This is a genomic window from Mycobacterium tuberculosis complex sp. N0072 (genome assembly GCF_030323725.1).
Classification (GTDB): Bacteria; Actinomycetota; Actinomycetes; order Mycobacteriales; family Mycobacteriaceae; genus Mycobacterium; species Mycobacterium tuberculosis.
On sequence record NZ_CP040689.1, the window covers coordinates 108,412 to 130,929 of the forward strand.

The window sequence follows — 22,518 nt, forward strand, 5'->3', positions numbered from 1 at the left end:
GGGAGGAAAGAAGTTTCAAGCTATGCTTCAGTTGCCATCTACCGTGCTGGACCGGGTCTTCGAGCAGGCACGGCAGCAGCCGGAAGCAATCGCCTTGCGTCGCTGCGACGGCACTAGCGCACTGCGGTACCGTGAACTCGTCGCCGAAGTTGGTGGCCTTGCCGCGGATTTGCGTGCCCAGTCGGTTAGCCGGGGTTCTAGGGTGCTGGTCATTTCCGACAATGGACCCGAGACGTACCTGTCGGTGCTGGCGTGTGCAAAGCTCGGGGCGATCGCCGTCATGGCCGACGGCAATCTTCCGATCGCAGCCATCGAACGATTCTGTCAGATCACCGACCCCGCAGCGGCTCTCGTCGCACCAGGGAGCAAGATGGCATCTTCCGCCGTTCCCGAGGCGCTGCACTCGATACCAGTGATCGCGGTCGACATAGCCGCTGTTACACGGGAATCCGAGCATTCCTTGGATGCAGCCAGCCTCGCCGGGAACGCGGACCAGGGGAGCGAGGATCCGCTGGCGATGATCTTCACCAGCGGTACCACGGGCGAGCCCAAGGCTGTGCTACTGGCCAACCGCACCTTCTTCGCCGTCCCGGACATCTTGCAAAAAGAGGGTTTGAACTGGGTCACTTGGGTCGTCGGCGAAACCACCTACTCGCCGCTGCCGGCGACGCACATCGGTGGACTGTGGTGGATACTTACCTGCCTGATGCACGGCGGGTTGTGTGTCACCGGCGGCGAGAATACGACATCGTTGCTGGAGATTCTCACCACGAACGCGGTGGCGACGACGTGCCTAGTGCCAACGCTTCTTTCGAAGTTAGTTTCTGAACTGAAGTCCGCCAACGCGACGGTTCCCTCGCTGCGCCTAGTTGGATACGGTGGTTCGCGGGCGATCGCGGCCGATGTGCGGTTTATCGAAGCTACCGGCGTGCGCACCGCACAGGTCTACGGATTGAGCGAGACCGGTTGCACGGCTTTGTGTTTGCCGACCGATGACGGCTCGATCGTCAAGATCGAAGCAGGTGCTGTTGGCCGTCCGTACCCTGGCGTGGACGTCTATCTTGCCGCTACCGATGGCATCGGCCCTACCGCCCCCGGCGCCGGCCCGTCCGCCTCGTTCGGCACGCTATGGATTAAGTCACCGGCCAACATGCTGGGCTACTGGAACAATCCCGAACGCACCGCAGAGGTGCTGATTGACGGCTGGGTGAACACCGGTGACCTGCTGGAGCGCCGCGAGGACGGCTTCTTCTACATCAAGGGAAGATCCTCGGAGATGATCATCTGTGGTGGCGTGAACATTGCGCCCGACGAGGTCGATCGCATCGCGGAGGGCGTGTCGGGCGTCCGCGAGGCCGCGTGCTACGAGATTCCTGACGAAGAGTTCGGCGCGCTGGTGGGCCTGGCCGTGGTCGCATCGGCAGAGCTTGACGAGTCGGCAGCCCGGGCGCTCAAGCACACGATTGCGGCTCGTTTTCGACGGGAGTCCGAGCCGATGGCGCGGCCGTCGACAATTGTGATCGTCACCGACATTCCACGAACGCAGTCCGGCAAGGTCATGCGGGCCTCGCTTGCAGCGGCGGCAACAGCAGACAAGGCCAGAGTGGTCGTTCGTGGCTGAGCCGGTGCGGGACCGAATCCTCGCCGCCGTCTGCGACGTGTTGTATATCGACGAGGCGGATCTCATTGATGGCGACGAAACGGATCTCCGCGACCTCGGGCTGGACTCTGTTCGGTTTGTTCTGCTGATGAAGCAGCTAGGCGTGAACCGACAATCCGAACTGCCGTCCCGATTGGCCGCGAACCCGTCGATTGCGGGTTGGCTTCGCGAGCTGGAGGCTGTGTGCACCGAGTTCGGTTAAGCCGCTCGCAGCGCAACCTCTACAACGGCGTGCGCCAGGATAACAATCCCGCGTTATATCTGATCGGCAAGAGCTATCGGTTCCGCCGGTTGGAGCTGGCGAGATTCCTGGCCGCTCTGCACGCAACGGTACTGGACAACCCCGTGCAACTTTGCGTCCTGGAGAATTCGGGGGCAGACTATCCGGATCTGGTGCCGCGGCTACGGTTCGGCGACATCGTGCGGGTGGGGTCAGCCGATGAGCACCTGCAGAGCACATGGTGTTCGGGCATCCTGGGCAAGCCACTGGTGCGGCATACGGTGCACACCGACCCGAACGGGTATGTGACCGGTCTGGACGTTCACACCCACCACATCCTGCTGGACGGCGGCGCGACCGGGACGATCGAAGCTGACCTGGCGCGTTACCTGACCACCGACCCGGCGGGCGAAACCCCCAGTGTCGGTGCGGGTCTAGCCAAGCTCAGGGAGGCGCACCGTCGTGAGACGGCCAAGGTGGAAGAATCGCGGGGGCGCCTGTCGGCTGTCGTGCAGCGTGAACTCGCCGACGAAGCATACCACGGCGGGCACGGGCACAGCGTTAGCGACGCTCCCGGGACCGCGGCCAAGGGCGTCCTGCACGAATCGGCAACGATCTGCGGCAACGCGTTTGATGCCATCCTGACCCTTTCGGAAGCGCAGCGGGTCCCGCTTAATGTGCTGGTGGCTGCGGCGGCCGTCGCGGTGGACGCGAGCCTTCGGCAGAACACCGAAACCCTCTTGGTGCACACGGTGGACAACCGGTTCGGAGATTCTGATCTGAATGTCGCGACCTGTTTGGTCAATTCGGTTGCCCAGACCGTCCGGTTTCCCCCATTTGCGTCGGTGTCCGATGTCGTTCGAACGCTTGACCGCGGCTATGTCAAGGCGGTAAGACGCCGGTGGCTTCGTGAGGAGCATTACCGCCGAATGTATTTGGCGATCAACCGGACATCTCACGTGGAGGCGTTGACGCTAAATTTCATTCGCGAGCCATGCGCACCTGGCCTGCGCCCGTTCTTGTCGGAGGTCCCGATTGCCACGGATATCGGTCCGGTCGAGGGCATGACGGTGGCGTCTGTTCTGGACGAAGAACAGCGCACACTGAACCTAGCCATCTGGAACCGAGCCGATCTGCCCGCGTGCAAGACACACCCCAAGGTCGCGGAACGGATAGCGGCAGCGTTGGAATCGATGGCGGCGATGTGGGATCGGCCGATCGCCATGATCGTCAACGACTGGTTCGGGATCGGCCCGGACGGGACTCGCTGCCAAGGCGATTGGCCAGCCCGTCAGCCGTCGACGCCCGCGTGGTTTCTCGATTCCGCAAGGGGCGTCCACCAATTTCTCGGCAGGCGCCGCTTCGTCTACCCGTGGGTCGCGTGGTTGGTGCAACGCGGCGCCGCACCGGGTGATGTTCTGGTGTTCACCGACGACGACACCGACAAGACCATTGACCTGCTCATCGCGTGTCACCTTGCGGGTTGCGGGTACAGCGTCTGCGACACCGCTGACGAAATTTCCGTGCGGACCAATGCGATTACCGAGCACGGCGATGGCATCTTGGTGACAGTGGTCGACGTGGCCGCCACCCAGCTGGCGGTTGTCGGCCATGACGAGCTGCGGAAGGTCGTTGACGAGCGCGTCACACAGGTGACACACGACGCACTGCTGGCCACCAAGACCGCCTACATCATGCCGACCTCGGGAACTACCGGACAACCCAAGCTGGTGCGAATCTCACACGGCTCGCTCGCGGTTTTCTGTGATGCGATCAGCCGCGCCTACGGTTGGGGAGCCCACGACACCGTTCTGCAGTGCGCTCCGTTGACATCGGACATCAGCGTCGAGGAGATTTTCGGTGGCGCGGCCTGTGGCGCGCGACTGGTGCGATCCGCGGCTATGAAAACCGGCGACCTGGCGGCGCTGGTTGACGATCTCGTCGCCCGCGAGACGACAATCGTCGACCTGCCGACCGCCGTCTGGCAGCTGTTGTGCGCCGACGGCGACGCCATTGACGCGATCGGCCGCTCGCGCCTGCGGCAGATCGTAATCGGCGGTGAAGCCATCCGCTGTAGCGCCGTGGACAAGTGGCTTGAATCGGCTGCTTCACAAGGGATCTCGCTGCTCTCGAGCTATGGTCCAACAGAAGCCACGGTCGTCGCCACCTTCTTGCCGATCGTTTGCGACCAGACCACCATGGACGGCGCACTGCTCAGGCTCGGCCGGCCGATCCTACCGAACACGGTGTTCCTCGCGTTCGGTGAAGTCGTCATTGTCGGGGATTTAGTCGCCGACGGCTACCTCGGGATCGACGGCGACGGCTTCGGCACCGTGACGGCCGCAGACGGTTCCCGACGCCGTGCCTTTGCCACTGGCGACCGGGTGACCGTCGACGCCGAAGGATTTCCGGTCTTCTCCGGACGCAAAGACGCCGTCGTCAAGATCTCCGGCAAGCGTGTCGATATCGCTGAGGTAACCAGGCGCATCGCCGAAGACCCCGCGGTGTCAGATGTCGCCGTCGAGTTGCACAGCGGAAGCCTCGGAGTGTGGTTCAAGAGCCAACGGACCCGCGAGGGCGAACAAGACGCTGCCGCGGCGACCCGGATCAGGCTCGTCCTCGTGAGTCTGGGAGTGTCGTCGTTTTTCGTTGTCGGCGTGCCGAATATCCCGAGGAAGCCCAACGGGAAGATCGACAGCGACAACCTGCCGAGGCTGCCTCAGTGGTCAGCTGCTGGGCTAAACACCGCCGAGACGGGTCAGCGAGCGGCCGGCCTCTCGCAGATCTGGAGCCGGCAGCTCGGCCGGGCAATCGGGCCGGACTCGTCGCTGCTTGGTGAGGGCATCGGCTCGTTGGATCTCATCAGAATACTGCCCGAGACGCGTAGGTATCTGGGGTGGCGCCTCTCGCTGCTGGATCTGATCGGTGCCGATACCGCCGCCAATCTGGCCGATTACGCGCCAACGCCCGACGCGCCGACGGGCGAAGATCGGTTTAGGCCGCTGGTGGCCGCGCAACGGCCCGCGGCGATTCCGTTGTCGTTTGCCCAGCGGCGACTATGGTTTCTCGACCAGTTACAGCGACCCGCTCCGGTCTACAACATGGCGGTGGCGTTGCGGCTGCGCGGGTATCTCGATACCGAGGCGTTGGGCGCGGCGGTCGCCGATGTCGTGGGCCGCCACGAAAGCCTACGGACGGTGTTTCCGGCGGTCGACGGGGTCCCTCGGCAGCTGGTCATCGAAGCGCGGCGGGCAGATCTTGGCTGCGACATCGTCGATGCCACCGCATGGCCGGCTGACCGGCTGCAACGGGCCATCGAGGAGGCGGCGCGCCACAGCTTCGATTTGGCAACCGAGATACCTTTGCGGACGTGGCTTTTCCGGATCGCCGACGACGAACATGTGCTGGTGGCGGTTGCACACCATATCGCCGCCGACGGCTGGTCGGTGGCTCCGCTGACGGCCGATCTGAGTGCGGCATATGCCAGCCGTTGTGCGGGTCGGGCACCGGACTGGGCGCCATTGCCAGTGCAGTATGTCGATTACACGCTGTGGCAGCGGGAAATCCTCGGTGATCTCGACGACAGCGACAGCCCGATCGCCGCGCAGCTGGCCTACTGGGAAAATGCGTTGGCCGGTATGCCGGAACGGCTGCGGCTGCCCACCGCTCGGCCCTATCCACCGGTTGCCGATCAGCGCGGCGCCAGTTTGGTGGTGGATTGGCCGGCGTCGGTGCAACAGCAGGTGCGTCGGATCGCCCGCCAGCACAACGCGACCAGCTTCATGGTGGTAGCTGCCGGGCTTGCCGTGCTGCTGTCGAAACTCAGCGGAAGCCCCGATGTGGCGGTCGGATTTCCCATCGCCGGCCGCAGCGATCCTGCGCTGGATAACTTGGTGGGCTTTTTTGTCAACACCTTGGTGTTGCGGGTCAACCTGGCCGGTGATCCCAGCTTCGCCGAACTGCTGGGGCAGGTGCGAGCGCGCAGCCTGGCCGCCTACGAAAATCAAGACGTACCTTTCGAGGTGCTCGTTGATCGCCTCAAACCCACTCGAGCCCTGACCCATCACCCGCTGATCCAGGTGATGTTGGCCTGGCAGGACAATCCGGTTGGACAGCTGAATTTGGGTGATCTGCAGGCCACCCCGATGCCGATCGACACCCGCACCGCCCGCATGGACTTGGTGTTTTCGTTAGCGGAACGCTTCAGCGAGGGTAGCGAACCTGCCGGGATCGGCGGAGCGGTGGAATACCGCACCGATGTGTTTGAAGCCCAAGCAATCGACGTGCTTATCGAGCGGTTGCGGAAGGTGTTGGTGGCGGTGGCCGCTGCTCCGGAACGGACGGTGTCGTCGATCGATGCGCTGGATGGGACCGAGCGTGCCCGGTTGGATGAGTGGGGTAACCGCGCTGTGCTGACTGCGCCCGCGCCCACGCCGGTGTCGATCCCGCAGATGTTGGCCGCCCAGGTGGCACGTATCCCCGAAGCGGAGGCGGTGTGTTGCGGGGACGCGTCGATGACGTATCGGGAACTCGACGAGGCGTCCAACCGGTTAGCGCATCGGCTGGCAGGTTGTGGGGCCGGCCCGGGCGAGTGTGTGGCGCTGCTGTTCGAGCGGTGCGCGCCGGCGGTCGTGGCGATGGTGGCAGTGCTCAAAACCGGGGCGGCGTATCTGCCGATCGATCCGGCGAATCCTCCGCCGCGGGTGGCGTTCATGCTCGGCGACGCGGTGCCCGTGGCCGCGGTCACCACGGCTGGGCTGCGCTCCCGGTTGGCGGGACACGACTTGCCGATCATCGATGTCGTCGATGCTTTAGCGGCATATCCGGGCACGCCCCCACCCATGCCGGCCGCAGTGAACCTCGCCTACATCCTGTACACCTCGGGCACTACCGGCGAGCCCAAAGGCGTGGGGATCACCCATCGCAACGTCACCAGGCTGTTCGCATCACTGCCGGCACGCTTGTCGGCGGCGCAGGTGTGGTCGCAGTGTCATTCCTATGGCTTCGACGCCTCGGCGTGGGAGATCTGGGGCGCGTTGCTAGGTGGTGGGCGACTGGTGATCGTGCCCGAGTCGGTGGCGGCCTCGCCGAACGACTTTCATGGGCTGCTCGTGGCCGAACACGTCAGCGTGCTGACTCAGACTCCGGCTGCGGTGGCAATGTTGCCGACGCAGGGTTTGGAGTCGGTGGCGTTGGTGGTGGCCGGTGAGGCATGTCCGGCAGCGCTGGTGGATCGGTGGGCGCCCGGGCGGGTGATGCTAAATGCTTATGGCCCAACCGAGACCACGATCTGTGCGGCGATAAGTGCGCCGTTGCGACCGGGTTCGGGGATGCCGCCGATTGGTGTTCCGGTGTCGGGGGCGGCGTTGTTTGTGCTGGATAGCTGGTTGCGCCCGGTACCGGCCGGGGTGGCCGGAGAGTTGTACATTGCCGGTGCGGGCGTCGGTGTTGGGTATTGGCGGCGGGCGGGGCTGACCGCGTCACGGTTTGTGGCCTGCCCATTCGGCGGTTCCGGGGCACGCATGTATCGCACCGGGGATCTGGTGTGTTGGCGCGCCGATGGCCAGTTGGAGTTCCTGGGGCGCACCGACGATCAGGTCAAGATCCGCGGGTATCGCATCGAGCTCGGCGAGGTTGCGACCGCGCTGGCCGAGCTGGCTGGGGTAGGTCAAGCGGTTGTAATCGCCCGTGAAGACCGCCCTGGGGACAAGCGCCTAGTCGGGTATGCCACCGAAATTGCCCCCGGGGCAGTGGACCCGGCCGGGCTGCGGGCGCAACTAGCCCAGCGATTGCCCGGTTACCTGGTGCCAGCCGCGGTGGTAGTGATCGATGCGCTTCCGTTGACGGTCAACGGCAAACTTGATCATCGTGCGTTGCCGGCACCGGAATACGGTGATACCAACGGATATCGCGCTCCGGCCGGGCCGGTTGAGAAGACCGTGGCCGGCATCTTTGCCCGGGTGCTTGGGCTTGAGCGGGTCGGCGTCGACGACTCGTTCTTCGAGCTCGGCGGCGATTCGCTGGCGGCAATGCGGGTTATCGCCGCGATCAACACCACCCTAAACGCCGATCTGCCGGTGCGCGCGTTGCTGCACGCGTCGTCGACGAGAGGTTTAAGCCAGCTGTTGGGGCGAGATGCCCGACCGACCAGCGATCCGCGCTTGGTGTCTGTGCACGGCGACAACCCCACCGAGGTGCATGCCAGCGACCTCACGCTGGACCGGTTCATCGACGCCGACACGCTGGCCACCGCCGTCAACCTGCCGGGCCCGAGCCCCGAGCTACGGACGGTCCTGCTGACGGGCGCGACGGGTTTCCTCGGACGGTATCTGGTCCTTGAATTGCTGCGGCGGCTGGACGTCGACGGCAGGCTGATCTGTTTGGTGCGGGCGGAGTCCGACGAGGATGCGCGGCGTCGTCTGGAGAAGACCTTCGATAGCGGTGACCCGGAATTGCTGCGGCACTTCAAGGAGCTTGCCGCCGACCGGCTGGAGGTCGTCGCAGGCGACAAGAGCGAACCCGACCTGGGCCTGGACCAACCGATGTGGCGGCGGCTGGCCGAAACCGTGGATTTGATTGTCGATTCCGCGGCGATGGTCAACGCGTTTCCCTACCACGAATTGTTCGGGCCCAACGTCGCGGGCACCGCCGAGCTGATCCGAATCGCGCTTACCACCAAGCTCAAACCCTTCACCTACGTGTCAACCGCCGACGTGGGTGCTGCGATCGAGCCGTCGGCGTTCACCGAGGACGCCGACATCCGGGTAATCAGCCCCACCCGCACCGTCGACGGCGGCTGGGCTGGCGGCTACGGCACCAGCAAGTGGGCCGGTGAGGTGCTGCTGCGCGAGGCCAACGACCTGTGCGCGCTGCCGGTCGCGGTGTTTCGCTGCGGGATGATCCTGGCCGACACCAGCTATGCCGGACAGCTCAACATGTCGGACTGGGTCACCCGGATGGTGTTGAGCTTGATGGCTACCGGCATCGCGCCTCGTTCGTTCTACGAACCGGACTCCGAGGGCAATCGGCAACGCGCGCACTTCGACGGGCTGCCAGTCACCTTCGTTGCCGAGGCGATCGCGGTGCTGGGCGCGCGGGTGGCCGGCTCATCGTTGGCGGGATTTGCGACCTATCACGTGATGAACCCGCACGACGACGGTATCGGGCTCGATGAGTATGTGGACTGGCTGATTGAGGCCGGCTACCCGATACGCCGCATCGATGACTTTGCGGAGTGGTTGCAGCGGTTTGAGGCCAACCTGGGCGCTCTGCCGGATCGGCAACGCCGGCACTCGGTGCTGCCGATGCTGCTGGCGAGCAATTCCCAGCGATTGCAGCCGCTTAAGCCGACCAGGGGGTGCTCCGCGCCGACCGACCGATTCCGTGCCGCGGTGCGAGCGGCGAAAGTCGGCTCCGACAAGGACAATCCAGACATCCCGCACGTGTCGGCGCCGACCATCATCAACTACGTCACCAACCTACAACTGCTCGGACTGCTGTAGTTGCTCGGCGATAAAGAGCGCAGCCATGGTCGGGGGAGATCATGTGGTCACTTTCGGGTCGGCATCGATTCTGCGAGCAGAATATGTGGTTGATGGCCACTAGGCCGGTACCGGGGAACTGGCGGTTCCCGGCCGATGAGCATCGGCCCTGACGCGCGGCCGTAAGCTCCAGGAATGGGGACGCACGGGGCTACCAAGAGTGCGACGTCGGCTGTGCCAACGCCCCGGTCGAACTCCATGGCGATGGTACGGCTGGCAATTGGCCTGCTGGGTGTGTGCGCGGTGGTCGCGGCCTTCGGGCTGGTGTCGGGAGCGCGCCGCTACGCTGAGGCCGGCAATCCCTATCCGGGCGCCTTCGTCAGCGTCGCCGAGCCGGTCGGGTTCTTCGCCGCGTCGCTGGCCGGTGCGCTGTGTCTGGGCGCGCTGATCCACGTGGTCATGACGGCCAAACCCGAGCCGGATGGCTTAATCGACGCCGCGGCGTTCCGGATTCACCTGCTGGCAGAACGTGTTTCAGGTCTCTGGTTGGGGCTAGCCGCGACCATGGTGGTCATTCAGGCCGCCCACGATACTGGAGTGGGGCCCGCGAGACTGCTGGCTAGTGGGGCACTATCGGACTCCGTCGCCGCCTCCGAGATGGCACGCGGGTGGATTGTTGCGGCGATCTGCGCGCTGGTGGTTGCGACGGCGCTGCGGCTGTACACTCGCTGGCTCGGGCACGTTGTGCTGCTTGTCCCCACTGTGCTTGCCGTCGTCGCCACCGCGGTGACCGGTAACCCGGGACAGGGACCCGACCATGACTACGCGACCAGCGCCGCGATCGTGTTCGCGGTCGCGTTCGCCACCTTGACCGGGCTCAAGATCGCTGCGGCGTTGGCGGGAACGACGCCAAGCCGCGCTGTGCTGGTAACGCAGGTCACCTGTGGAGCGCTCGCGTTGGCATACGGAGCGATGCTGCTTTATCTCTTCATCCCGGGCTGGGCGGTCGATTCGGATTTTGCCCGCCTTGGTCTGCTTGCGGGGGTAATCCTGACGTCGGTGTGGTTGTTTGACTGCTGGCGGCTGTTGGTCAGGCCGCCACATGCGGGCCGTCGCCGCGGTGGTGGCTCCGGTGCCGCACTGGCCATGATGGCCGCCATGGCTTCGATAGCTGCCATGGCCGTTATGACCGCGCCGCGATTTCTCACCCACGCGTTCACGGCTTGGGATGTCTTCCTCGGCTATGAACTGCCGCAACCGCCGACCATAGCCCGGGTGCTCACCGTGTGGCGCTTCGATAGCCTGATCGGAGCCGCTGGTGTGGTTCTCGCGATCGGGTATGCGGCGGGCTTCGCCGCGCTGCGGCGCCGAGGTAACTCTTGGCCGGTGGGCAGATTGATCGCCTGGCTGACTGGTTGCGCCGCACTGGTATTCACCAGCGGCTCCGGTGTACGGGCCTATGGTTCGGCGATGTTCAGCGTCCACATGGCCGAACACATGACACTGAACATGTTCATCCCGGTCCTGTTGGTGCTCGGTGGCCCGGTCACGCTGGCGCTGCGGGTGCTGCCGGTAACGGGTGATGGACGGCCGCCGGGGGCTCGCGAATGGCTGACCTGGCTGCTGCACTCCCGGGTGACAACTTTCCTGTCGCACCCGATCACCGCATTCGTCCTCTTTGTGGCCTCGCCCTATATCGTCTATTTCACACCGCTGTTCGATACCTTCGTCCGCTATCACTGGGGCCACGAGTTCATGGCGATCCATTTCCTGGTGGTCGGGTACTTGTTCTACTGGGCGATCATCGGCATCGACCCAGGGCCGCGCCGACTGCCCTACCCGGGCCGGATCGGGCTGTTGTTCGCGGTGATGCCGTTCCACGCCTTCTTCGGGATCGCGCTGATGACGATGTCGTCTACGGTGGGCGCTACGTTCTATCGTTCCGTCAATCTGCCGTGGTTGTCGAGCATCATCGCCGACCAGCATCTCGGCGGTGGAATTGCTTGGAGCCTAACGGAATTGCCGGTCATCATGGTCATCGTGGCGCTGGTTACCCAATGGGCGCGCCAAGACCGCCGAGTCGCGTCCCGCGAAGACCGGCATGCCGACAGCGACTACGCCGACGACGAGCTGGAAGCCTACAACGCGATGCTTCGCGAGTTGTCGCGAATGCGGCGCTGAATGTGCAGATGATTTTGGAAGCGGTTGGCGTATCTGCCCGTGCTCGGCTACACCAGGACCGCGGGGCGCTGGCACGCGAACGATCCGGCGAGGAGGTGGGCCAGCCGGAGATTCCCTCCACAGGCTGCAGCAGAAGTCCTGGATCTGACCCCGACCTGAACCCTTGTCAGTGCGGTCCATCGACGGAAAATTGCTGTTCCGCCATGCTGGGCATGCTATTGAGCGCCAAAATTGCGTAGCCGCAAGCTGTTTGACACGACGAAAAATGACGAGAACGCCATGGCGGCACCGGCGATCAAAGGGTTGAGCAGTCCGGCGGCGGCAATCGGGATGGCTGCGACGTTGTACCCGAACGCCCAGATCATGTTCATCCGGATCGTCCGCATGGTTGCACGGGCCAGGTCCAGCGCCTGCGGAACAGTATTCAGATCATCGCGCACCAGAATGATGTCGGCTGCACCGAGCGCGACGTCGGTGCCACGCCCGATCGCCAACCCCAAGTCGGCACCCACCAACGCGGGACCGTCGTTGATGCCGTCACCGACCATGGCGACGGTATGTCCTTCCTCGCGGAGCCGTTGGATCACGTCGACCTTGCCTTCGGGCAGCATATCGGCGACAGCGGAGTCGATGCCGACCTGCGCCGCCACCGCGTCGGCGGCGGCCCGATTGTCGCCGGTGAGCAGAATCGTCCGCAGCCCGCGGCTGCGTAGCGCAGCGACGGCGGCAGCCGCTGAATCCTTGAGGGTGTCGGCGATTGTCAGGGCTGCGCGGACGACACCGTCGACCGACACAAAAACGACAGTCTCGCCTCGGGATTCGCCGTCCAGGCGCGCGGACACCAGAGCCGCGTCGTGGCAGGGCGTGGTCCGGGTAATCCAGGATGGCTTGCCGACCTCAACGTGATGGCCGCCGACTTCCCCCGATACACCGCAGCCCGCGACGGCGACAAACCCGTTGACTGGACCCGGATCCGGCGAAGCGGCAACGATGGCCGCCGCCATCGCATGCTCGGAAGCCGATTCGACAGCGGCGGCGAGGCCAAGCACTTCCTCGCGATCTCGCTCGCTGGTGCCTGAACCTGCCATTGTTACGGTGCTCACCGCCAGCTGCCCAACCGTCAACGTGCCGGTCTTGTCGAACACCACGGTGTCGATGCTCCGGATGGTTTCCAGTGCCCGGTACCCCTTGATAAAGATCCCTAGCTGCGCTCCCCGTCCGGAAGCAACCATCATGGCGGTAGGTGTCGCGAGCCCAAGCGCACACGGGCACGCGATCACCAACACCCCTAGCGTGACCGAGAACGCGCGATCCGCGCCTGCGCCGCTGACGAGCCAGGCCGCACCTGCAAGTCCAGCAATGACGAAAACCACCGGCACGAACACGCCCGCGATGTGGTCGGCGAGGCGCTGGGCACGCGCCTTCTGCGTCTGGGCTTGCTCCACGAGGCGGACCATCGCGGCGAACTGGGTATCGGCCCCTACCGCGGTGGCCTCGATGACCAGGCGGCCGTCCATCACGACCGTGCCCCCCACGACCGAGGCCGCCGGATAGGCACGGACCGGCTTGGCCTCACCGGTCATGGCGCTCATATCGATCGCCGCGCTGCCGTCGACAACGACTCCGTCAGCTGCGATGGTTTCCCCCGGCCGCGTCACGAAGCGCTGGCGCTTCTTGAGTTCGCTCGCCGGTATCACTAGCTCCGCGCCGTCGGGCAGCAGCACCGCCACATTCTTGGCGCCTAGCTCCGCCAGCGCACGCAGCGCGCTGCCGGCCTTGGACTTGGCTCGTGCTTCAAAGTAACGACCGGCAAGAACGAAGACGGTCACACCGGCCGCGACCTCGAGGTAGATCGAGTCGCTGTTGAGAATGGCCCGCCAGATTCCCGAGCCTTCCCGTGGCGGCTGATCGCCGAAGACGGACGAAAGCGACCAGGCGGTGGCGGCCACGATCCCGACCGAGATCAGCGTTTCCATGGATGTCGTCCGGTGGCGCGCGTTTCGCAGCGCGACCGAGTGGAAGGGCCATGCGGCCCAGGTCACAACCGGAGCGGCCAGGGCCGTCAATATGTATCCCCAGCCGGGAACCCTGGCGCTGGGGACGATCGCGAACAACGTCGACAGGTCAGCCAGCGGCACGAACAACACCGCCGCGACTAGCAGCCGCCGCAGCAGTCTGCGGGCGTGGGCGCCGTCGGGATCCTTTGTCCGTTTGTCTAGGACGGTTGTCTCGGTGTGCGGTGCCGCGTGGTATCCGGCTTTCTCGACCACCCCGCACAGCTCATCGGCTGCCATGCCCACGGCATCGATGGTCGCGACGCGGGTTGCGAAGTTGACGGATGCGCGTACTCCGGGGATCTTGTTGAGCTTCGTCTCGACGCGGCTGGCACAGGCCGCACATGACATACCCGAAACATCGAGCCGGATCCGCCGCACCGACTGCAGGTCGGCATCTCCCACAACTGGAGCCGCCACGGCCCTCCTCGGATCGGCGTATTTGCACCCGTCAGCCTACAAGTCGTAAGCAGGCGGTAATCGGTTCCCTATGGCCCGCTGGATGCACTGGCGATGGATTCTTTTGGTCCGATTTCTGCGGTTGGCGTGCTAGGTTTCCGACTGTGACGCCCGTCACAACGTTTCCTCTCGTGGACGCGATCCTCGCTGGTCGCGACCGCAACCTTGACGGCGTTATCTTGATCGCCGCCCAACACCTGCTGCAAACAACGCACGCCATGCTGCGTTCGCTATTTCGGGTCGGCCTCGATCCGCGCAACGTCGCGGTGATCGGCAAGTGCTATTCCACTCACCCGGGAGTTGTCGACGCGATGCGGGCCGACGGCATCTATGTCGACGATTGCAGCGACGCCTACGCACCCCACGAATCATTCGACACCCAGTACACCCGCCACGTAGAACGGTTTTTCGCCGAATCCTGGGCGCGGCTTACGGCCGGGCGTACGGCTCGTGTCGTGCTCCTCGACGACGGCGGATCGCTGCTAGCCGTCGCCGGCGCCATGCTCGATGCGAGCGCCGACGTGATCGGAATCGAGCAGACGTCCGCCGGCTACGCCAAAATCGTCGGTTGTGCGCTGGGGTTTCCCGTCATCAACATCGCCCGCTCGTCGGCAAAGCTTCTATACGAGTCGCCGATCATCGCCGCACGCGTGACACAGACGGCATTCGAGCGCACCGCGGGCATCGACTCAAGCGCAGCGATCCTGATCACCGGCGCGGGCGCAATCGGCACTGCCCTGGCCGATGTGCTGCGTCCGCTGCATGACCGGGTGGACGTGTACGACACGCGCTCCGGCTGTATGACGCCTATCGATCTTCCGAATGCGATCGGCGGCTATGACGTGATCATCGGTGCCACCGGCGCCACCAGTGTGCCCGCCAGCATGCACGAATTGCTGCGCCCCGGCGTATTGCTGATGTCGGCGTCTTCGTCCGATCGCGAGTTCGATGCCGTCGCGTTGCGTCGGCGCACGACGCCCAATCCTGACTGCCATGCCGACCTCAGGGTAGCCGACGGCAGTGTCGACGCTACCTTGTTGAATTCGGGCTTCCCGGTCAACTTTGACGGTTCGCCCATGTGCGGCGATGCGTCGATGGCGCTCACGATGGCGTTGTTGGCGGCCGCGGTGTTGTATGCGTCGGTCGCGGTCGCCGACGAAATGTCATCCGATCATCCGCATCTCGGGCTGATCGACCAGGGCGACATCGTGGCATCGTTTCTGAACATCGACGTCCCGCTCCAAGCTCTCAGCCGGCTACCGTTGCTTTCGATCGATGGGTATCGCCGCCTTCAGGTGCGCTCCGGCCATACCTTGTTCCGCCAAGGTGAGCGGGCCGACCACTTCTTTGTCATCGAATCCGGCGAGCTTGAGGCGCTCGTCGACGGGAAGGTCATCCTTAGACTCGGTGCCGGAGACCACTTCGGCGAGGCGTGTTTGCTCGGTGGCATGCGGCGCATAGCGACGGTGCGGGCATGTGAGCCATCGGTCCTGTGGGAGCTCGACGGCAAGGCTTTCGGCGACGCGCTCATGGGGACGCTGCAATGCGTGAGATCGCCTACGGTGTCGCTCGCACCCGGCTCATGCACGCCGGCGCGTCCGAGTCCTTGATGGTGTAACGGTCTTGCACTCGTGGGCTGTCGGCGGATCACGGGATCGTTATGCCGGTTCTTGCGAGTGACATAGGTTGACATACGTATAACCGGTCCCTGCGGTCGAACACGGCTTGACAATTGGACGAATCTCGTTGCGCGCCATCAGTTGTGCTCACAGGATCGCCGCCGTTCGGAGCGATGAGCCCGCTTGGCGCGCGAAGTGCGCCGGGGCGGATCCTGCCCGAGCCGCGCGACGACGGCCTCGATGCCCGTCGCGGTCGATGACCTTGATTCCTTGGGCGCTGACCCGCACCTTGATGCGGCGGTCCTCCGACGGTAAGTAGTAGGCCTTGAGCTGGATATTGGGCGGCCAACGTCGCCGAGTGCGGCGGTGTGAGTGCGACACAGCCTTACCGAAACCCACAGTGCGGCCGGTGATTTGGCAGCGGGCGGACATGGCGAACCTCCTCCCGGACCAGCCTGTTGAAAATAGTTTTCGACAACCGTTGCACGGCACGGTAGCGTGGGTGCAGTTTAATGGCAATCATTTTCAATAAGGTTTGGCGATGCGTACTCCGGTGATATTGGTGGCAGGTCAGGATCACACCGACGAGGTGACGGGCGCCTTGTTGCGCCGGACCGGAACGGTGGTCGTGGAGCACCGGTTTGACGGCCATGTGGTGCGACGGATGACTGCCACGCTGAGCCGTGGCGAATTGATCACCACGGAGGACGCTTTGGAGTTCGCCCACGGCTGTGTGTCGTGCACAATCCGCGACGACCTGCTGGTGCTGTTACGCAGACTGCACCGCCGAGACAATGTCGGCCGGATCGTCGTGCACCTGGCGCCGTGGCTGGAGCCCCAGCCCATCTGCTGGGCGATCGACCACGTGCGGGTTTGCGTCGGACACGGATACCCAGACGGACCAGCCGCCCTCGACGTGCGGGTCGCGGCCGTGGTGACCTGTGTGGACTGCGTAAGGTGGCTGCCGCAGTCACTCGGCGAGGACGAACTGCCCGACGGGCGCACGGTGGCCCAAGTGACGGTCGGTCAGGCCGAGTTCGCCGACCTTCTGGTGCTGACCCACCCGGAACCGGTCGCCGTGGCGGTTCTGCGCCGACTGGCCCCTCGAGCGCGAATCACCGGCGGCGTCGACCGCGTCGAGCTGGCGCTGGCGCATCTGGACGACAACTCACGGAGGGGTCGTACCGATACCCCGCACACGCCATTGCTGGCGGGCCTGCCTCCGTTGGCAGCCGACGGTGAGGTTGCGATCGTGGAATTCAGTGCCCGCCGCCCGTTTCACCCGCAACGTCTGCATGCCGCGGTTGACCTGCTGCTCGATGGCGTGGTTCGCACTCGAGGTCGGCTGTGGCTGGCCAACCGGCCGGATCAGGTCATGTGGCTCGAATCAGCCGGTGGCGGTCTGCGGGTCGCATCGGCCGGAAAGTGGTTGGCGGCGATGGCGGCCTCGGAGGTGGCCTATGTCGACCTGGAGCGGCGGTTGTTCGCCGACCTGATGTGGGTCTACCCGTTCGGAGACCGGCACACCGCGATGACGGTACTGGTATGCGGCGCCGATCCGACCGACATCGTCAATGCCCTGAACGCGGCGCTGCTCAGCGACGACGAAATGGCATCTCCGCAACGCTGGCAGTCCTACGTCGACCCTTTCGGCGACTGGCATGACGACCCGTGCCACGAAATGCCCGATGCGGCTGGGGAATTCTCGGCACACCGCAACTCAGGAGAATCTCGATGAAACCCCGGTATCCATCCCGACTACCAGCCCGTGGTACAGACGCCGACACTACGGCTCAGCGCGCGCTGGATGCTACCGAGGGCGTCGATAGGTTCTATCCACCCGCGTCAGAGTCTTCCGCGTCGTCAGGGCGTTCATCAGGTTGCACGACACCGACTGTGCTTGCCAACCACTTCGGTGCCAGCGCTGAGACTGCGGTGGCTCCTGCCGTGGCGCTGAAGACGCCCGTCCAGGCGACCGGTCCCAGCGGGGTACACCCGAAAAAGTGGCTGATAACCGGGGTTTGAATGATGCCGACCAACACCCCGGCGCTGCCCAGTGCGGTGGCAATGACGAGCGGACTGTGCCGGCGCGTCAGCAGTGTCTGCGCTAGCTGGGTCATCACGAGTGCAGTCAAACCCATTGTCGCCGTGCGTCGTTCGGTTCCGGGAGTCCAGCGCCCGATGGCCCAGGCTGCCGTTGCGCCGGCGGCGGTGACGACGCCGCGGTTAACGATCTGACGCAGCAATGGCGCGTCCAGCGAGGGCGTAGGCCCGATCAGCACCGCACGTCGATGTTCGCGCTGCGCTCGCTCGGCCGCGTCATCGGTTGGGTATTCGGCGTCGTCGGGTTCGGCAAACTGCGAGGTGACGGCCACCGCAAGCGCGGGAAACATGTCGGTGAGCAGATTCACCAGCAGCAGTTGACGAGTCCCCACCGGCGCCCGCCCGGCCCCGAACGCCGTCCCGATGACGGTGAACAGAACTTCGCCCACATTGCCGCCGACCAGAATCGTCACCGCGTCACGAACACCGGCCCACATGCTGCGGCCCTCGACCAGCGCGTCGAGCAGCACGCCCAGGTCATCGTCGGTCAGCACGATATCGGCGGCCCCACGGGCGGCAGAGGAACCGCGCCCGCTCACTCCGATGCCCACGTCGGCCATCCGGATGGCCGCGGCGTCGTTGGCGCCGTCGCCGACCATCGCGGTCACTCGCCCGCAGCGCTGCAGCGCCGCCACAATCTGAACCTTTTGTTCCGGGCTGACCCGAGCAAAGACTTGCATGTCGGCGGCGAGTTTGGCATGCGCCTCCTCGTCCAGGACGGCAAGTTCGGCACCGGTCACGACTCGCGCGTCCGCCGGTAGTCCCAGCTGGCGGGCGATCGCCCGGGCGGTGATCGGATGGTCGCCGGTGATCAGCACCACGTTGCGCTCGGCGTCCAGCAAGGCTTCGATCAACGGACGCGAGGAAGGCCGGGCCGTATCCGCCAATCCGACATAGCCGATCAGCTCGAGATCGTGCGCGACGGCGTCGACAGCGTCGGCGTCGGTCTCGTCATCATGGGTGGTCCCGTTGTCCCAGGTGCGCTGCGCGACTGCCAGAACACGCAGGCCCTGCTCGGCGAGGTGGCGTACCACGGATTCGGCATGTTCGTGGTCGACGCCCGGGTCGGCGAGTCGGCAGCGCGGCAGGATCGTCTCCGGAGCGCCCTTGAGCATCAACATCGGTATCCCGTCGGTGCCCACTCTGCCGATCGCGGCGGCGTAGCCGCGACTGGACTCAAACGGTACTTCGGCCAGCACCACCCACTCCGAATCGCCTTGGCTACTAAGCGAACCGGCCAGCGCACTAGCCGCCGCGAGGATCGCCTCATCGGTGGCGTGCGCGTGCCCTTCCCCGTTATGGGGCTGCGTGGACGCGCGCGCGGCGGCCCGCAGCACCTCGGCGGAGGGCGCATCGGTGGTCTGCGGCAACGGATCCCGTTCGGCTGCGGTGCTGCTCGGTAGCGCGCATACCACCCGCAGGCGGTTCTCGGTGAGTGTGCCGGTCTTGTCGAAACATATGGTGTCGACACGGCCCAGCGCCTCGATGGTGCGAGGCGAGCGCACCAGCGCCCCACGTGCCGTCAGGCGCTGGGCGGCGGCAAGCTGGGAGAGGGTGGCCACCAACGGTAGACCCTCCGGGACCGCGGCCACCGCGATGGCGACGCCGTCGGCCACCGCTTGCCGCAGCGACGCCCGGCGCAGCAACGCCAGAGCTGTCACCGCGGCGCCGCCGGCCAACGTCATGGGCAGCACTTTGCTGGTCAGCTCGCGCAGCCGGGCCTGGACTCCGGCCGCCGTTTCGACATCGGCGACCGCCGAGATCGCGCGATGTGCGGCGGTGCCGACTCCGGTGGCTACCACGATCGCGCGGGCGTGTCCGGCGACGATGGTGCTGCCCTCAAACAGCATGCTGGCCCGGTCGGGGTCGTTGACGGCGACGGGGTCCACCTGCTTGTCCACCGGTAGCGACTCGCCGGTAAGAAAGGACTCGTCGACCTCGAGGTCTTCGGCCACCAGCAGGCGCGCATCCGCCGGGACCACCTCCGGCGCGGCCAGGTCGATGACATCGCCGACTCGCAGCGACTTCGCCGACACCGTGGCCGTCCGGGTGGCGTGCCGGGCCGCCTCCAGTCGACGTCGGGTAGTCGCTACCGCCGGCACCACCACCCGGCGCACCAGCTGGTCCTGCTCGGCGAATAGCTCGGCGGCCGCCGCCTCGGCTCGCAATCGTTGTACCCCACCGGTGATCGCGTTGACCGTCATCACGCCCGCTACCAGTAGCGCGTCGATATTGCTGCCGACAATCGCCGATGCTGCGGCGCCCACCGCCAGGATCGGAGTCAGCGGATCGGCCAGTTCATGGCGGGTGGCCACCGCCAGCTGCGCCAAGGTTCGTGCCGGGCCGCGCAGCGGCGCCATCACCGGTTCGTAGGACAGGTCGTCCAGAATGCGCCGCCAGGCCGGGATTCCGGGTTCGACGGCCAAGGGTCGGGAGCCGCCGGCTAGCCGCGAGTAGACGATCTCGGGGTCCAGCGCGTGCCAGGCGGTCAGCGGTTGCGGGGTGGGGTCGGGCATCCGCAGCACCTTGGCGGCCGACCACATTCCGGACACCAAAGCCGTTGCGGCAGCGGCATTGACCGGATTGAGCCAGCGACGGAAGCTGGCTGGGTTGGTGGTTTTGTCCTGCTCACCGGTGACCAACAACAGCCCGGCCAAGGTGGTGCCACCTTGGGCGAGGTGTACCGCGGATTCACTGGCTGCCCGGGCCACCGGAAGCGCTGACAGGATCCGCACCGCCGCGGCCAGATCGGTGCCGGTGATTAGGTCGGCAGTCCATGGTGTTGCCCCGCGGGGATCGTCGAGAGCCACACCGACGTCAGCGATGGCCAACGCGGCCAACGTATCGGTGGATGCGAAGTCCCGGTGCACCGCGGTGATCAGCAATACCGGTCCGCGATCCGCGCGCAACTCACGCACCAACTTCAGCAACGGCGTGCCAGGCGGATGCGTCGAACCGACGCTGGCCGATAGATCTTCGGTGCCCGCGACATGGCGCAAAACCACCCGCGCTCCGGTTCGGTGCGCGGTCTGCAGCAGCGGGATTGCGTATGGGTCGACTTCCCACCCCACGTCGACGCTGCCCACGCATTGGCCATCGACCACCAGGTCGGCATGCTCGAGGCCCTGAGCCGGCGTTGCCGACGGCCCTTGAGCCGGAGCCCATCTCAAGCGGGCACCGGTAGCCGGCAATTCATCGGGGTCGGGTTCGGGTGCCTGCTCGCCATGGAGCAAGGCGTCGGCGACCTCGTAGACGCGGTCGTCGTCCCAGCCGGGTTCGTCTCCCTGTGCATGCAATACGGCGCGGTTGTCACCGCGCAGCGCTGCGCCGTCGATAACGACCACCCGCACCCGATCCAGGCGGCGCAACGCGCCGGGGTCGAGGACTAGTTGCCCGGTGTTGGCGAGCCCGCGACCCAGCACCGCCGCGAACGCCTGTCGGCCCATGTGCGCGGCACGTGGTACTCCGGCCAGGATCGCGCCGGCCGCGTCCTCGGTACCACCGCCGGCCACCAGTGCACTGGCCGCGGCGATCAACGAACCGTTTGCGGCCTGGTTGACGTATTGCTCCACCGGCCCGGCCCTTGACCCTTTGGCGGTGTCGATCGCGGCGTCGATGGATCCGCCGACCACGACGTGCGAAGCCTCGCCTGCCGCCGCAGCCGCCCAACTGTGTCGCGGCTCCTGCGATTTGGCCCCGGCCGACGAGATGATGGGCACCACCGGAGCCTGCGGCCGTCTGGGGGAGGCCAGCGCGGGTTCGCGGTCACGCCATACGCGACGGTGCGCCGCCGCTTCGGAGATTTGCAGGCTGCGTTGCACCAGATCGAGCAGCGGTGTGCCCAGGGACTGGGTTAGCCCGTTGGCCGCCGCCGTCGTAGCGGCGAGCGCAATATCGGTGCCCACTCGACCCAACCGCGACTCCATAAGCGACACCATTCGCGGTTGATGGTTTATCAGAGCGGCCAGGGCTCTGGTGGTTTGCGGTGCGGCGGGCAGTCGGGCGACCCAGCCGGTGACCGTGGCACCCATCGCTACCAGATCCATTGCCGCAGCGGTCAACGGCACCAGGATCGCCAAGGGGTTACCTGGGTCGGCGAATGGTGCCGAGTTCGGCGACGACACCGACCCAGCCAGGAATATGTCGGCAGCCACCGCGGAAACCACATCACGTACCTCGTCCACGGCGATGTCGCTATCCGCATCAGGTTCAAGTTCGACCACCAGCCGACCCAATGAGCCCTCAACGTGGGCCTCGGCCACGCCCGGGATCCTGCGGACTGGCTCCTCCACCATGGCGGCATGCTCGTGCCAGCGAGGGAATGGCAGTAGCGGATCCAGGTCGAAATGCACGCGCCGTCCGCTGCGCCAACGCACCGGCGGTGTCATTCCGTCAGGCGATTCGTTGTGGGAACCGCGTACCCCGATTGCGCGACCAGTCGTTTGCACCACCGACTGCACCACCGGGCCGGTCAGCTCCAGCACCGGGCTGGCCAGCGTCTGCACCGCCGCGGCCGCACTCCCCGGCAAGCGGGCGCCGGCTCGCACTGTCTGTGCTACTCCGTTGGTCACACCACCGAGGACAGTGGCCACACCCGGGATCTTCACTGAGTCACCCTTCAACTACCGATACCGCGCCTAATCCTGATGGCGTATCAGCGCCATGTCTACCGACTTGCGCATACTTCGCCGGGTGAGGTCGCCGGTGAAGGCAGTCCGGACCCCTTTGGTCTGCGAGCGAT

Annotated in this window: 8 protein-coding genes and 2 pseudogenes; 6 read left to right on the top strand and 4 right to left on the bottom strand. The window is 65.5% G+C overall.

The window, feature by feature from the left end:
- The first annotated feature begins 22 nt into the window (after positions 1–22).
- From fadD10 to FF952_RS00555, 4 genes are all read left to right on the top strand, one after another.
- A complete protein-coding gene (gene fadD10 / locus FF952_RS00540; RefSeq protein ID WP_031653684.1) occupies positions 23–1,621 on the top strand; it encodes a fatty acid--CoA ligase FadD10 in 1,599 nt (532 codons plus the stop codon).
- A gap of 4 nt (positions 1,622–1,625) precedes the next feature.
- Entirely contained in the window at positions 1,626–1,862 is a 237-nt protein-coding gene (locus FF952_RS00545; protein ID WP_003400793.1) for an acyl carrier protein, read from the top strand.
- Entirely contained in the window at positions 1,844–9,382 is a 7,539-nt protein-coding gene (gene nrp, locus FF952_RS00550; RefSeq protein WP_020824422.1) for a non-ribosomal peptide synthetase Nrp, read from the top strand. The genes FF952_RS00545 and nrp overlap by 19 nt, the downstream gene beginning before the upstream one ends.
- A gap of 174 nt (positions 9,383–9,556) precedes the next feature.
- A complete protein-coding gene (locus FF952_RS00555; protein ID WP_003900808.1) occupies positions 9,557–11,542 on the top strand; it encodes a cytochrome c oxidase assembly protein in 1,986 nt (661 codons plus the stop codon).
- Positions 11,543–11,757: 215 nt separating this feature from the next.
- Here the strand turns inward: FF952_RS00555 and FF952_RS00560 are convergent, their stop codons facing one another.
- Positions 11,758–14,016, bottom strand: coding sequence for a heavy metal translocating P-type ATPase (locus tag FF952_RS00560; protein WP_003400797.1), 2,259 nt, complete (start codon positions 14,014–14,016; stop codon positions 11,758–11,760).
- 143 nt (positions 14,017–14,159) lie between these two features.
- Here FF952_RS00560 and FF952_RS00565 point away from each other — a divergent pair.
- A pseudogene (locus FF952_RS00565) lies at positions 14,160–15,673 on the top strand (cyclic nucleotide-binding domain-containing protein).
- A 33-nt stretch (positions 15,674–15,706) separates the two neighbouring features.
- Here the strand turns inward: FF952_RS00565 and FF952_RS00570 are convergent.
- Together FF952_RS00570 and rpmB are read right to left on the bottom strand one after the other, a co-directional pair.
- A pseudogene (locus FF952_RS00570) lies at positions 15,707–15,812 on the bottom strand (bL33 family ribosomal protein); the annotation flags it as partial.
- A 9-nt stretch (positions 15,813–15,821) separates the two neighbouring features.
- Positions 15,822–16,106, bottom strand: coding sequence for a 50S ribosomal protein L28 (rpmB, locus tag FF952_RS00575; protein ID WP_003400802.1), 285 nt, complete (start codon positions 16,104–16,106; stop codon positions 15,822–15,824).
- 109 nt (positions 16,107–16,215) lie between these two features.
- Here rpmB and mrf point away from each other — a divergent pair, with 109 nt between their 5' ends.
- On the top strand, positions 16,216–17,412 hold the full coding sequence (gene mrf, locus FF952_RS00580; protein WP_003400804.1) for a ribosome hibernation factor-recruiting GTPase MRF: 1,197 nt from the start codon (positions 16,216–16,218) through the stop codon (positions 17,410–17,412).
- Positions 17,413–17,506: 94 nt separating this feature from the next.
- Here the strand turns inward: mrf and FF952_RS00585 are convergent, their stop codons facing one another.
- Complete coding sequence (locus FF952_RS00585; protein ID WP_003905234.1) at positions 17,507–22,384, bottom strand: cation-translocating P-type ATPase; 4,878 nt, start codon at positions 22,382–22,384, stop codon at positions 17,507–17,509.
- Positions 22,385–22,518: the final 134 nt, after the last annotated feature.

What these genes read in the sequence shown, in the direction of transcription:
- fadD10 (WP_031653684.1), top strand. Translation starts at nt 23, where the DNA reads ATGCTTCAGTTGCCATCTACCGTGCTGGACCGGGTCTTCGAGCAGGCA.
- FF952_RS00555 (WP_003900808.1), top strand. Translation starts at nt 9,557, where the DNA reads ATGGGGACGCACGGGGCTACCAAGAGTGCGACGTCGGCTGTGCCAACG.
- rpmB (WP_003400802.1), bottom strand. Translation starts at nt 16,106, where the DNA reads ATGTCCGCCCGCTGCCAAATCACCGGCCGCACTGTGGGTTTCGGTAAG.
- mrf (WP_003400804.1), top strand. Translation starts at nt 16,216, where the DNA reads ATGCGTACTCCGGTGATATTGGTGGCAGGTCAGGATCACACCGACGAG.